The following is a 13,188-nucleotide window of genomic DNA, read 5'->3' on the forward strand; positions in this document are numbered from 1 at the left end:
CGACTCCGGTGCGCCGCACGATCAGGCCGGGCCGCCGCCGCGGCTCGGGCCGGGAAGGGTCCGCTATGCGCAGTCCGCTGTTCGACGAGGTCCGCGAGTCCCAGCAGCGCGGCATGGTGCTGCAGAACGCCAAGATGCTGAAGGTCGGCCTGGACGGCGAGGTCTACGCCCGCCAGGGCTCGATGGTCGCCTACCAGGGCGATGTGGACTTCGCCTACAAGGGCTCCGGCGGGCTCGGCAAGTTCTTCAAGAAGTCGCTGACCGGCGAGGGTCTTCCGCTGATGACCGTCTCCGGGCGCGGGGACGTCTTCTTCGCCCGCGACGCATGGGACGTCCACGTCATCGACCTGGAAGGCGACTCCCTCACCGTCAACGGGGAGAACGTGCTGGCCTTCGAGGCCGGCCTGGAGTGGGACATCAAGCGCGTCGAGGGCGCCGGACTGACCGCCGGGGGCCTGTTCAACACCGTGTTCACCGGGACCGGGCGCATCGCGGTCGCCTGCCACGGCACACCGGTGCTGCTCCAGGTCGACCAGCCCACCTTCGTCGACACCCAGTCCGCCGTCGCGTGGGCGTCGAGCCTGAAGACCGGCGTCCGCAGGACGGCCAAGGCCGGGGCGCTGGTCGGGCGCGGCAGCGGCGAGGCGTTCCAGCTCTCCTTCGAGGGCCAGGGCTTCGTGCTGGTCCAGGCCTCGGAGGGCGCGCCCCCGGCCGCGGCGGCGCAGGGATAGGGCCGTCCGGCGGGCCGCCGGGTCTCGTGAGGAGCCGGGTAGGGGGCCTCCGCGCCGTCCGGCTGAGAATGGACATCCGGGTCGCGTACGGTAGTTCAGCACCGATGCGGGAGGAGCCCCCATGGCCCTGTCACCCACCGACCCGTTCGGCACCGCCGAACTGCGGCGGCGTGTCCTTGAGGGCTGGGCCGACGCCCCCGCCCGGTTCCGGGAGGACGCCAACGCCGAAGAGGACTACGCGCTGGGCGCCTACCGCGACCGCGTCGTCGTCGAGCTGGCGCAGAACGCCGCCGACGCCGCGCGGCGCGCGGGCGTGCCCGGCAGGCTGCGGCTGGAGCTGCGCGGCGACCGGTTCAGCGCCGCCAACACGGGCGCACCGCTGACCGCCGCGGGCGTGGAGTCGCTGTCCACCCTGCGCGCCTCGGCCAAGCGCGACGAGGGCGACCCCGGCTCCACCGGCCGCTTCGGAGTCGGCTTCTCCGCCGTCGCCGCCTTCAGCGACGACATCACGGTCGCCTCCGCCGGGGGCGCCGTCCGCTGGAGCCGCGCCCTCGCCCGGCCCGCGCTCGACGCCGCAACCGCTGACGGGCGCGCCCCCGGCCTCGCGGAGGAGCTGGAGCGGCGCGGCGGCCATCTGCCGCTGCTGCGGCTGCCCTTCGCGGCCGAGGCCCGGCCCGCCGAGGGCTACGACACCGAGGTCGGCCTGCTCCTGCGCGACTCGGAGTCCGCCGATCGACTGCGCGAGCTGCTGGCGTCCACCACCCCCGCGGTGCTGCTCGCGCTGGCCGACCTCGCCGAGATCCGCGTCTTTACCGACACCGGCGAACGGATCCTCACCCGCGAGCCCGGGACCGGCGCGGACGTGGTCACCCGGGTGGAGCACCGCGCACCCGGGACCGCGGGCGACGGCGGCGCGCAGACCCGCGGCGGGGCCGCCGAGGCGCACACCGTGCACTGGCGCACCCTCACGCGCACGGGCCGGTTCGACCCCACTCTGCTGGCCGACCGGCCCAGCGAGGAGCGCGGGCGGCTGGAGTGGACGCTCACCTGGGCCGTCCCCCTCACGCCCGAGGGCGCCGCCGCCCCGCTGCCCGACGACGTCCCCGCCGTCGTGCACGCGCCCACACCCACCGACGACGCGCTCGCGCTGCCCGCGCTGCTCATCGGCACCTTCCCGCTGGGACCCGACCGCCGCCGCGTCGCCGCGGGCCCGGCCGCCGAGACCCTGGTCGCCGAGTCCGCCGACGCCTACTGCGACCTGCTCTGCGAGCTCGACCCCCGCGCGGCGCTGGACCTGGTGCCGCGGTCGCTGATGGGCTACGGCGAGTTCGACGGGCGCTTCCGCTCCGCCGCCGCCAAGCCGCTGCCCGACACCCCGTTCCTGCGCACCGCCGGCGGCGAGCCGGTGCGTCCGCGCGACGCGGTGGTGCTCGACGGCGGCCCCGAGGTCGTCTCCGTGCTCTCCGAGGTCGTCGGCACGGCGCTGCCCGGCGACCTCGACCCCTACCACCCGGCGCTGGCCCAGCTGCGGGTGCGCCGACTGGGCCTCGCCGAGCTGGCCGACGTGCTCGGCGACCTCGACCGCGAGCCCGCCTGGTGGGCGCGCCTCTATGCGGCCCTGCGCACGGCCGGGCGGAGCGGGGCGGACATCGGTGAGCTCGGCGCGCTGCCGGTGCCGCTGGCCGACGGCCGGCTGGTGCGCGGCCCCCGGGGACTGCTCGTGCCCTCGGCCGCCACCTTCGGCGCCGCCGAAGCCGAGCGGCTGACCCCGCTGGGCCTGCGCGTCGTCCACCCCGAGGCCGCCGACCCGCTGCTGGAGCGGCTGGGCGCGGTCGAGGCCGGGCCGGCGGCGGTCCTCGCCGACCCCCAGACCCGCGCGGCCGTGGAGAACTCGCTGGACGCCGACGATCCCGAGGCCGTCTGCGGCCCCGTGCTGGATCTGGTGGCGCTGTGCGAGACCACCGCCGAGGACGCGCCCTGGCTCGCCGAGCTGGCGCTGCGCGACGATGAGGGAGGCTACTCCGTCGCCGGCGAGCTGCTGCTGCCCACCAGTCCGCTGCGCGGAATCCTGGCCGACGACGCGCCCTTCGGCACCGTCGCCGCCGACCTCGTCGAACGCCACGGCGAGACCGCCCTGGCCGCCGTCGGCGTTCTCGACTCCTTCACGGTGGTGCGCACCGCCGACCTCACCCTTGGTGCAGCGCTGGAGGACGCCCGCAACGGCACCGGGCTCGACGGGCTCGACGGCCTGGACGAGTGGGCCGAGGAGGTCGCCGAGCGGATGGGCGGCCCCGACCTTCCGCCCGTGGTCGCCGAGTTCGCCGGCGTCGCCGACCTGGAGTTCGTGCGCGCGGACCGCTGGCCGCAGGCGCTAGAGCTGCTGGCGGGTCCGCGGCTGCGCGCGACGGTGACCGCGCCCGCCCGTGTCCTGGGCGAACGCGGGCAGGTCGTCGACGTCCCCTCCTACACCGCCTGGTGGCTGCGCACCGGTGCGGTACTCGACGGGCGGCGCCCCACCGACCTGCGCACCGGCGACGCCGACCCCGTACTGGCCGGGCTCTACGACCCCGCGCCCAGCGGGCTCGACGACGGCCTCGCGGCCGCGCTCGGCGTGCGCTCGGACCTGGCCGGACTGCTGGCCGAGGCTGACGGCCCCGACGACCTGCTGGACCGCATGGCCGACCCCGACCGCCACGTCGACCGCCGTGCGCTGCGCGAGCTGTGGACGGCGCTGGCCGGCGTCGACGCCGACCGGGTCGCTCCGCCCGAGCGCGTCCGCGCGGTCCAGGGCGGAGCAATCGTGCTCGCCGACGCCGAGGACGCGGTCGTCGTCGACCGGCCCGACCTGCTGCCGCTGCTGAGCGGGCGCCCCGCGGTGCTGGCCCCGGCGCGCTCGGCCGTCGCGCTCGCGGACGTGCTCGACCTGGCGCTGGCCAGCGAGGAGGTCGACGCGCAGGTGGAGTCGACGGGCGAGGTGCTGCCGGTGCCCGACGAGGTCGGAACGTTCCTGCCCGGCGGGGTCCTCACCTATGTCCACCACGAGGAGCTGACCGTCGACGGCACCGCCGTGGAGTGGTTCTGCGACGGCAAGACCGCCCACGCCTCGACCACCGACGGCCTGGCCCGCGCGCTGTGCCTGCTGGCCGACCGATGGGAGGCCCGCCACCTGGTCGCGTCGGTGCTGCGCGACCCGCGGTCCCTGCCGGTGCTGCTGGCAGAGGCCGACCTGGACTGACCCCGGGGCCGGCCCCGCCGCCGGGGGCGCCTACCGCGCGACGCGGAAGAAGCCCTCGGCGATCAGGGAGCGAAGCACGTCGGGCGTGCGGGCGCGGACCTCGGCGGCGTCGCGGTCGGTCAGCTCGGCGATCGCGTCCAGCAGCGGCCCCACTGGCATCGTGCCGTCGCACACGCTGGCCAGCGCCGCCTCGATCGTGCCGACCTGGGCCACCCGCCGCAGGCCGCCGCGCTGGCGCAGCAGGATGCGCTCGGGGTCGGGCGCGCCGGGCACCCCGACGCGCTCCTCGACGACCTCGGGCGCCAGCGCCACGTGCGCCGACAGCAGCGCCGCGTCGGTGAGCCGGTTGGCGGTCATGGCGCCGTCGACGACCTCGGGCAGGTAGCGCCCCACCGGCTGCTCGATCTCGTGGCGGAACTCCTCAAGGCGCACGGCGGCGTCCTGGGCGACGTCGTTGCGCAGGCTGATCCAGCCGTAGCCGATGCCCTGGACCGCCTCGCGCTCGAAGTAGTCCAGCCAGGCGTCGTAGCGCCGGGTGTACTCGGGGCTGCCGACCTCGCAGGAGTCGCGCAGCCACAGTTCGACGTACTCCGCCGGGTCCTGCACGTCGCGCTGGACCACCCATCCCGAGCAGCCGGTGCCGGCCATCCACTCGCCGACCCGGTCGCGCCAGTCCTCGCCCTCGACGTGCAGCCAGTTGGCCAGGATCTGGCACCAGCCGCCGTCGGTGAGGTGGGCCGGGGCGCGGCGGACCAGTTCGGCGCAGACGCCGTCGCCGGCCAGGCCGGACTCCCGGTAGGTGTAGCGGGCGTCGGGGGTGATGACGAACGGCGGGTTGCACGCGATCAGGTCGAAGCGCTCGCCGGCGACCGGCTCGTAGAGGGACCCCTGCTGAGGGCGCACGTGCGGCACGTCCGACAGCGCCCAGGTGACCTCGGCCAGGCGCAGCGCCCGCGGGTTGACGTCGGTGGCCGCCACCTCGGCGGCCCGGGAGGCCAGGTGCAGCGCCTGCACGCCGCAGCCGGTGCCGACGTCCAGCGCGCGCTCGAACGGCCCGTCGACCAGGAGCTGCGCCATGCTCGCGGACGCGCCGCCGGCGCCGACGACGTGGTCGGGACGGGGGACTCCCTGCCCGGGGCGCACCGTGGGGTCGGAGACGACGAAGCCCGGGCGGCCCTCGTCCATCTCCCAGGGGGCCAGGTGCACCAGCGCGCGCACCCCCTCCTCGTCCGCGGCGACCAGCCCGGCGTCGGCGAGGTCGTCGATCGGCAGCACGGCGCGCGCCGCGCCCGCGGCGACCGGTTCCTGCAGCCACCACAGGCGCAGCAGTATCCCCAGCCGCTCCTCGCCGCCCGTGGCGCGCAGGGCAGGGGTCAGCTGCTCGCGGGCGAGCGCCCGCGAGGCCATGTCGCCGAGCCGGTCGCGCACGCCGGAGACGGTGTAGTCGGCGTCGATCAGCGTCTTGCGGAGCCGATCGGCGAGTGCGTGCGGAAACGGGCGAAACAAATCAGACACGCGCCCATTATCAGGGAGTGCCGCCCGTGGAGTGTGCGTTCGCGGGCTCGGGGCGTTCGCCGCGCCTCACCTCTTCGGAGGCGGGTGCCGTCTGCTGCCGCGGGTGCCGTCCTGCGGGGCGTCGGCAGGGCCGGCGGCCGGTGCGCCCGGCGCTGCGGCTCCGCCGTCGGGCGCGGCGCCCTCGGACGCGTCGTGCCCGTCGGCCGGAGCGCCCCGGTCGGCAACGGCCCCGCCCGCCTCGGCGGCGCGCAACCGGCCGGACTCGGCGTGCTTGCGCAGGTGGCGGGGGATGTAGGCGTAGCCGAAGAGTCCGAAGACGATCCCGGTCAAACACACCCAGCGCCACCAGCGGTCCTGCTCGGCCAGGCCGTCGCCCATCGCGAGGAGGACGACCAGGGCGGCGGTCCACGCGGCCGTGCCGAGGGCCGTGGGGACGCGGTAGTCGCTCTCCAGGACCTCCGGATCGGGTCTGCGGGGATGGCGCACGCTTTCAGGCTAGTCGACGGCCGCCCGCGCGCCCGGGTGCGGCGGCCCGGTATCGGCGCGTCCGGAACTCGCGCGCCGCGACACGGGGTCGCACCGTGCGGCGGGGGTGGCGCCGCCGGGGCGGCGGCCGTTCGTATGATCCGCCCAACACCGCCCCCAGAGAGATGTACCGATTCGTACGAACCTGCAACTACTCTGACCTCGTCCCTTAATCCCCGTCTGCCAAGGTCGAGCGAGTGAAGCAGAACCCACAGCACCCCGGCGAGGGCCGCGCCGCCGCGCGTTCGGGCGGCCTCGCGGGCCGCCTCGACCGGTACTTCCACGTCCGCGAACGGGGCTCCACGTTCCCCCGGGAGATCCGCGGCGGCCTGGCGACGTTCTTCGCCATGGCCTACATCATCGTGCTCAACCCGCTGATCATCGGCACCGCCGAGGACATGAACGGCCAGACCCTGGGAATCCCGCAGGTGGCGGCGACCACGGCGCTGGTCGGCGGTGTGATCACCATCCTGATGGGCGTCGTCAGCCGCTACCCGTTCGCGCTGGCGGCGGGCATGGGCCTCAACGTCATCGTCGCCTACTCGCTGGCGCCGCAGATGACCTGGGCCGACGCCATGGGCGTGCTGATCCTCGAAGGCGTCGTGCTGCTCCTGCTGGTGCTGACAGGGTTCCGCACCGCGGTGTTCCGGGCCATCCCGCCCGAGCTGAAGAGCGCCATCGCGGTGGGTGTTGGCATGTTCCTGGCGCTGGTGGGCTTCGTCAACGCGGGTTTCATCCGCCGGGTGCCCGACGCCGCCGGCAGCACCGTCCCGGTGCAGCTGGGCGACGGGACCCTGTCGGGCTGGCCGATCCTGGTGTTCGTCCTCGGGCTGCTTTTGACCATCGCGCTGATCGTGAACCGGGTGCGCGGCGCCATGCTGATCGGGATCATCGCGGCCACGGCCGTGGCGATCGTCGTCGAGGCGTTCGCGAAGGTCGGGCCCATGGACGCCGGCGGCGGCGAGGTGAACCCCGAGGGGTGGTCGCTGACCGTGCCGTCGCTGCCCACGTCGTTCGGCGACGTCGTCTCCCTGCCCGACTTCAGCCTCATCGGGAACTTCAACCTGTTCGGCAGCTTCGCCAACGCCGGGACGATCGCGGTCATCCTGCTGATCTTCACGCTGCTGCTCGCCGACTTCTTCGACACGATGGGCACGATGGTCGGGGTCGCCGGACAGGCGGGCCTGCTGGACGAGAAGGGCAACGTCCCGCGCGCCCGCGAGGTGCTGATCGTCGACTCGTTGGGCACGATCGCCGGCGGTGTCGCGCCGGCCTCGGTCAACACGGTCTTCGCCGAGTCCGCGGCCGGTGTCGGCGAGGGCGCCCGCACCGGCATCGCGCCGGTCGTCACGGGCGCGCTCTTCCTGGTGGCGACGCTGTTCTCGCCGCTGGTCGAGCTGGTGCCGTTCGAGGCCGCCACGCCGGTCCTGGTCATCGTCGGCTTCATGATGGTCACCCAGGTCACCAAGATCCCGTTCAGCGACTACTCGATCGGGATCCCGGCGTTTCTGACCATCGTGATGATGCCGTTCAGCTACTCCATCGCCAACGGCATCGGCGTCGGCTTCATCAGCTACACCGTGATCAAGACGGCCCAGGGGCGCATCCGCGAGATCCATCCGCTGCTGTGGATCGTGGCCGCGGCCTTCGCGGTGTACTTCGCGCTCGCGCCGATCAAGGCGCTGCTGGGTCTGTGACCCGCCGCGGGCCGAATAGGCTGCGGGCACCGGGCCCGCAGCCGCCGCGCGCCGCCGCGCCGGCGTGCATCCGTGCACGGCGAGGGGTGCCGGTGTGCCCTCGCGGATAGGGCGCTGTGGCCTCCCGGGTAGCGGGGGAATGACCCTGGTGCGCGGTATTGTTAGCAAAAGTAATGAGTCCTGCTAATGAAGAAGTCTCCGCTGTCCCAACAGACCAGGACCGACGCCGGGCTGGCGTCGGTGCTGAGCGTGACCGTGGGCAGGCTCGCCCGGAGGCTGCGCGCGCAGCGGCTCGACGCGTCCCTGTCGCTGGGGCAGAACGCGGCACTGTTCACCCTCGCCCGCCACGGCGAGATGACCCCGGGGGAGCTCGCCGAGCACGAGAAGGTGCAGCCCCCGTCGATGACCCGGATCGTGGCGGCGCTGGAGGAGCGGGGGCTGGTGCGGCGCACCAAGCATCCCGAGGACCAGCGCAGGCAGCTGGTCGACCTCACCGAGGAGGGCCGGGAGATGGTCCGCGCCGACCGGCGGCGCCGCCAGGCGTGGATGGCCCAGCGCCTCAAGGAGCTGACCCCGCAGGAGAAGGACACCCTGCGCCGGGCGGCCGAGATCATGGACCGGCTGACGCAGGCCTAGCCCGGCCCGGTTCCCGGCCCCCGAGCCGCACCGAGGACCGAGGGGGACGGGCGCGGCCGGTACCGGCCCGGCGTCCGAGGACGCGATGAGCGAGCCCGAGCGGCAGGCCGCACCGGACACCGAGGACCGCGCCGCGGCGCCTCCAGAGAGCGGAGGTCCCGGCGCCCCGGACACCGGCTCCGCCCGGAAGCGCGGTGCGCCGCGCAGCGCCATGTTCCGCTCGCTGGCCATCCGCAACTACCGGCTCTTCGCCGCCGGCCAGGTCGTCTCCAACAGCGGAACCTGGATGCAGCGCGTCGCCCAGGACTGGCTGGTCCTCCAGCTCAGCGGCGGCAGCGGCATCGCCCTGGGCGTGGCGACCGCGCTCCAGTTCCTGCCGATGCTGCTGTTCGGGCTGTGGGGCGGCACCCTCGTCGACAGGCTGGGCAAGCGCCGCCTGCTGATCGCCACCCAGGCCGCCATGGGCGTCCTCGCCGCCGGGCTGGGCGTGCTGGCCGCCGCCGGCGCCGCCGAGGTCTGGCACGTCTACGTCTTCGCCTTCGCGCTGGGCCTGGTGACCGTGGTCGACAACCCCGCGCGCCAGACCTTCGTCGTCGAGATGGTCGGCGACCGCGACCTGCCCAACGCCGTCGCGCTCAACAGCGCCAGCTTCCAGTTCGGCCGGGTCGCCGGCCCCGCCGTCGCCGGACTGCTGATCTCGGCGATCGGCAGCGGCCCCGTGTTCCTGATCAACGCCGCCTCCTTCCTGGCCGTGCTGGGCGGCCTGTGGCTGATGCGGCCCGGCGAGCTGCAGGTCACCGAGCCCGCGCCGCGCGCCAAGGGCCAGACCATGGAGGGCGTGCGCTATGTGCTGGCCCGCCCGGACCTCGTGCTGCTGCTGGTTATGACCGTCTTCGTGCAGATGTTCGGCGCGAACGTGCAGAACCAGATCGCGCTGATGGCCAACAACGAGTTCCGTACCGGCGCCGCCGCCTTCGGCACGGCCGCGGCCGCGCTGGCCGTCGGCGCGCTCGCCGGGGCGCTGCTGGCGGCGCGCCGCGAGCGGCCCCGGCTGCGCCTCGTGCTCACCGGTGCGCTGGCGTTCGGTGTGCTGCAGGGGGTGTCGGCGCTCGCACCGGGCTACGGTGCGTTCGTCGCGTCCCTGGTGTTCATGGGCGTGGCGTTCATGACCTTCACCACCTCGCTGAACTCCACGTTCCAGCTCAGCGTCGACCCGCAGATGCGCGGGCGGGTGATGAGCATCTACATGCTCGTGTTCCTCGGCGTCGCCCCGATCGGAGCGCCGATCGTCGGGTTCCTCGCCGATGCGTTCGGTCCCCGTGCCAGTCTTGGAGTCGGCGGTGCTGTGAGCGTGATCGTCGTCGCCGTGGTGTCGGTGCTCCTGGCCCGCAGTCTGCGGGTGCGGGTGCGGCTGTCGCCGCTGCGGCGCCCCTTCGTGCGGGTCACGGCGCTGCCGGCGCGCACGGGCGGCGCGCTGCGGGCGGGCGGCGCCGACTGACGGGGGCGCCGCGACCCGCCGGCGGCCGACCGCCGACCCCGTGTGCGGGATGCGCCCGCGCGGCGCGGGATTTCTGCGGCGGAGGGCCCTGTGCCCTACCGCCGGACCGCGGCCGATGGCATGCTTCCCGCACGCGGGATCATCGCAAGGCACGACGATGCGGGGTGGTGCATGAGGCTCTTCGTCGCGGTTTACCCGCCGAAGGAGGTCCTGGACGAGGTGGCGCGCGCCGCAGACGCGCTGAGTGCCGCCGACGGGCTCGACGTCGCCCGGGGCGCGCTCGACACCTCCGGGCGCTCGGACGGCCCCGGCGGGCGGCCGCGGCTGGGGCTGGGACTGCGCTGGAGGGACCGCGCGGAATGGCACTTCACGGTGCTGTTCCTGGGCGACGTCGACGCCCCGGGCGTGCCGCCGCTCCAGGAGCGCCTCGCCGCCGAGGCCGCGCGGCACGAGCGGATGTCGGTCGCGGTCCGCGGCGGGGGCACCTTCCCCGGCGACACCGGACAGGCGTCGGTGCTGTGGGCCGGCCTGGAGGGCGACGTCGACGGCATGACCGCGCTGGCCGCCGGGCTGCGCAAGGTCGCCCGAAAGTCCGGCGTCCGCCTCGACCGGCGCGCGTTCGTGCCGCACCTGACGCTGGCCTCCAGCAGGCCGCCCACGGACATGACGGCGCTGCGCTACGCCCTGGGCGGGCTGGCCACGCCGTTCTGGACCGTCGACGCGATCCACCTCGTCCGCAGCCACCATCCCGCACGGCCCCGCTACGAGACCCTCGCAACCTGGCCGTTAAGCTGAAAATCCCCCGGCGCGCACCCCGTGCCGCCCCTTCGACGGGGCCCGCGGCGAGCGGGCCGGGACCACAGCCGGACGCGGCACCAGCGCCCCCGGCGGTACGCGAGTAAGGCCGGTCGACCATGAGCATGCTCACCAACAACCGGAAGCAGCGCTGGCTGCTGCCCACGGTGCTCGCGGGCATCGTGCTGCTCGTCGTGATCGGCGCGGCGATCGGCTGAGACCGCGCCCCGCGCTCGCGGGCCCGCGGCCGGGATGCGCCCGAGCGCCCGTCGGCGCCGCAGCCGCCTCCGCGGGCGTCCCGCGGACCGCGCCCGGCGGCCCTACGCCGCCGCGGACATGCGCGCGGTCGCCAGCGCCACCAGGGCGGCGTTGTCCTCGACCGCGTTGTTCTCCGAGTCGCGCAGCGTGTCCTCTAGGCCGATGCGCACGTCGAGGCCCGCGGCGACCGCTGTGTCGAGGACCGGCCAGGCCGTGGCGTCGCGGCCGTGCAGCAGTCGCGGAAGCTCCAGGCCGGCCCGGTCCAGCACGGCGTCGATCGCCGAGGCGTTGTGCAGCGCGTCCTCGGTCGTGGTCTGCATCGGCTCCACCAGCACGCGGGAGAAGTCGCCCGCCAGGCCCGAGGCCACCAGGATGCGCGCGGCGTCGGGGGTCCACACCCCCGCCTCGACCGCGACCCGGCGGTCGATCAGCAGCCGGGCGACCTCGACCGACCCCGGCTCGTGCAGGTTCACCGACGCGGAGAAGGGCAGCGCGCTCCAGCGCTGGACGAGGTCGTAGCGGCGCACCGGGTCGGGTTCGGCCGACAGCGCCGTGGTGAAGCTGACGGGCACGTCGGGCAGTTCGGCGCGCAGCAGCCGCAGCAGCGGCGTGACCACCTGGGGTTCCAGGGACTCCGCGCCGCCGCCGTCGCGCGGGTGGACGTGTACCTCGTCGGCTCCGGCGGCCACCGCCGCGCGCGCGTCGGCGACGATCTGCTCCGGTGAGACGGGCAGCGCGGGATGCGCCCCGGGTCGGCGGTCCCCGTTGAGGCAGGCGATGAGCCGCATTCGGTCATCCTTCCGCTCATGCGCGTGTGTATGCGGAGCATGCCCACAAGGCGAGGGTCGCAAGCCATGCCGCCGCGCCGAGAATGGCAGGATTGCGGCCATGAGGAGAAGCGCCGCGGTCGCGGTGACGCTCGCGCTCGCGGCGCTGCAGGCGGCGCCCGCCGGCGCGGCCGGCGCGGCGGCCGCGGAGCCGTCCGCTGACAGCACTTCCCCCGCTGCGGAGCCCCTGTTCCGGATCACCGACGAGCGCATCCAGGAGTCGAGCGGACTGGCCGCCTCCAGCCGGCACGACGGCGTCTACTGGACGCACAACGACAGCGGAACCTACGGGCCGCAGATCTACGCCGTCGACGAGCAGGGGCGCACGGTGGCGACCGTGGACGTGGTCGGCGAGGGGGTCGAGGCGCGCGACTGGGAGGCGATCGCGGTGGGTCCGGGCGAGGACGGCGAACCCGCGGTCTTCGTCGGCGACATCGGCGACAACTTCCACGGCGGCTGGCCCAGCATCCGCGTCTACCGCCTGCCCGAGCCGCGCGACCTCGCCGACCAGGCGATCGCGGCCACCACGTTCAGCTTCTCCTACGAGGACGGCGGCCGCGACGCCGAGGCCATGATGGTCGACCCCCGCGACGGCCGTATCCACATCCTGAGCAAGGAGGTCGCCGGCGGGGTCTACGCGGCGCCCGAGGACCTCGACCCCGACGCCACCAACACCCTCACCCGGGTCGACTCGGCGCCGCTGTACGCGACCGACGCCTCCTTCTCCCCGGACGGCGCCTACTACGCGGTGCGCACCTACTGGGCGGCCACCGTCTACGACGCCGCAGACGGCGTGGGCGGCGGGCGCGTCGTGGACCGGGTGCCGCTGCCGGAGTCCGACCAGGGCGAGTCCCTGGCCTTCTCCCACGACGGGCGGTCCCTGCTCGCGGGCACGGAGGGCGCGGACAGCCCGGTGTGGAGCGTGCCGCTGGAGCTTCCCGGAGCGGAGCCCGGTGAAGGCGGCGACGGCGCCTCCGACGGCCCGGGGACGGCCGGGCAGGGCGGCGCCGCGGGGGCCGGCGGCAGCGGGGGCGGCACAGGTGCCGCGGTCCTGATCTGGACCGGCGTGGGACTGGCCGCCGTCGTGATCGCCGGTATCGCCCTTCTGGCCCGCCGCAGCTGATCCCGCCGGACCGGATCGGCACCCGCTGCCGGGAGGAGCGCGCGTTCGGGATCCGCCGTTATCCGGTCGGGAACCCGCCCGGGACCGCTCGCGGCCGGGCGGCCGCGGGCGCTGTGCCCTCGACCGCCGCCCCGGCCCCGCCGGGCGGCAGGTCCGCCGGCGGGCCTCGCGCCGGCGCCTGGGGACCGGGCCCCGGGCGGAGCCCGCGCGGGCCGGTTGTCCACAGGGGTGCGGCCGATATCCACAGACATTCGGCCATCCTGTGGATAACTTGGTCCACGCGCGTGTTTGTGCAGCGTATGGCTTATGTCGGTTGTGTGTGGAACCGGATGTGATGCCCCGTTCAGC

The 13,188-nt window shown here is 74.8% G+C and carries 10 protein-coding genes; 7 read left to right on the top strand and 3 right to left on the bottom strand.

The genetic code is table 11. From position 1 onward, the window contains the following. Window positions 1-65: 65 nt before the first annotated feature. Both ABD284_RS11035 and ABD284_RS11040 read left to right on the top strand, forming a co-directional pair. A complete protein-coding gene (locus ABD284_RS11035) occupies window positions 66-731 on the top strand; it encodes an AIM24 family protein (RefSeq protein WP_344142678.1) in 666 nt (221 codons plus the stop codon). A 121-nt stretch (window positions 732-852) separates the two neighbouring features. Beyond that, complete coding sequence (locus ABD284_RS11040) at window positions 853-3,966, top strand: sacsin N-terminal ATP-binding-like domain-containing protein (RefSeq protein ID WP_344142679.1); 3,114 nt, start codon at window positions 853-855, stop codon at window positions 3,964-3,966. Between the two features lie 30 nt (window positions 3,967-3,996). Here the strand turns inward: ABD284_RS11040 and ABD284_RS11045 are convergent, their stop codons facing one another. Both ABD284_RS11045 and ABD284_RS11050 read right to left on the bottom strand, forming a co-directional pair. Beyond that, window positions 3,997-5,481: a DUF7059 domain-containing protein gene (locus ABD284_RS11045; protein WP_344142680.1), complete on the bottom strand. Its 1,485-nt coding sequence runs from the start codon at window positions 5,479-5,481 to the stop codon at window positions 3,997-3,999. Window positions 5,482-5,547: 66 nt separating this feature from the next. Further along, window positions 5,548-5,967, bottom strand: coding sequence for a DUF2530 domain-containing protein (locus tag ABD284_RS11050; protein ID WP_344142682.1), 420 nt, complete (start codon window positions 5,965-5,967; stop codon window positions 5,548-5,550). Window positions 5,968-6,203: 236 nt separating this feature from the next. On the opposite strand from ABD284_RS11050, the gene ABD284_RS11055 reads away from it, so the two are divergent. The 4 genes from ABD284_RS11055 to thpR all read left to right on the top strand — a co-directional run bounded on the left by ABD284_RS11055 (window position 6,204) and on the right by thpR (window position 10,632). Then, entirely contained in the window at window positions 6,204-7,703 is a 1,500-nt protein-coding gene (locus tag ABD284_RS11055; protein ID WP_344142683.1) for an NCS2 family permease, read from the top strand. Between the two features lie 186 nt (window positions 7,704-7,889). After that, window positions 7,890-8,339 (top strand): MarR family winged helix-turn-helix transcriptional regulator, encoded by a 450-nt coding sequence (locus ABD284_RS11060; RefSeq protein WP_344142684.1) that lies wholly within the window; start codon window positions 7,890-7,892, stop codon window positions 8,337-8,339. Window positions 8,340-8,550: 211 nt separating this feature from the next. Then, window positions 8,551-9,837 carry an MFS transporter gene (locus tag ABD284_RS11065; RefSeq protein WP_344142837.1) on the top strand — a complete coding sequence of 429 codons (1,287 nt, stop codon included), beginning with the start codon at window positions 8,551-8,553 and terminating at the stop codon, window positions 9,835-9,837. 171 nt (window positions 9,838-10,008) lie between these two features. Next, window positions 10,009-10,632, top strand: coding sequence for an RNA 2',3'-cyclic phosphodiesterase (thpR, locus tag ABD284_RS11070; protein ID WP_344142685.1), 624 nt, complete (start codon window positions 10,009-10,011; stop codon window positions 10,630-10,632). Between the two features lie 320 nt (window positions 10,633-10,952). On the opposite strand, the gene ABD284_RS11075 is transcribed toward thpR, so the two are convergent. Further along, entirely contained in the window at window positions 10,953-11,678 is a 726-nt protein-coding gene (locus tag ABD284_RS11075; RefSeq protein ID WP_344142686.1) for a 3-keto-5-aminohexanoate cleavage protein, read from the bottom strand. Window positions 11,679-11,778: 100 nt separating this feature from the next. On the opposite strand from ABD284_RS11075, the gene ABD284_RS11080 reads away from it, so the two are divergent. Beyond that, on the top strand, window positions 11,779-12,840 hold the full coding sequence (locus tag ABD284_RS11080; protein ID WP_344142687.1) for a hypothetical protein: 1,062 nt from the start codon (window positions 11,779-11,781) through the stop codon (window positions 12,838-12,840). Window positions 12,841-13,188: the final 348 nt, after the last annotated feature.

This window comes from Streptomonospora arabica, assembly GCF_039531585.1.
Classification (GTDB): Bacteria; Actinomycetota; Actinomycetes; order Streptosporangiales; family Streptosporangiaceae; genus Streptomonospora; species Streptomonospora halophila.

What these genes read in the sequence shown, in the direction of transcription:
- ABD284_RS11035 (WP_344142678.1), top strand. Translation starts at nt 66, where the DNA reads ATGCGCAGTCCGCTGTTCGACGAGGTCCGCGAGTCCCAGCAGCGCGGC.
- ABD284_RS11040 (WP_344142679.1), top strand. Translation starts at nt 853, where the DNA reads ATGGCCCTGTCACCCACCGACCCGTTCGGCACCGCCGAACTGCGGCGG.
- ABD284_RS11060 (WP_344142684.1), top strand. Translation starts at nt 7,890, where the DNA reads ATGAAGAAGTCTCCGCTGTCCCAACAGACCAGGACCGACGCCGGGCTG.
- ABD284_RS11065 (WP_344142837.1), top strand. Translation starts at nt 8,551, where the DNA reads ATGTTCCGCTCGCTGGCCATCCGCAACTACCGGCTCTTCGCCGCCGGC.
- thpR (WP_344142685.1), top strand. Translation starts at nt 10,009, where the DNA reads ATGAGGCTCTTCGTCGCGGTTTACCCGCCGAAGGAGGTCCTGGACGAG.
- ABD284_RS11075 (WP_344142686.1), bottom strand. Translation starts at nt 11,678, where the DNA reads ATGCGGCTCATCGCCTGCCTCAACGGGGACCGCCGACCCGGGGCGCAT.
- ABD284_RS11080 (WP_344142687.1), top strand. Translation starts at nt 11,779, where the DNA reads ATGAGGAGAAGCGCCGCGGTCGCGGTGACGCTCGCGCTCGCGGCGCTG.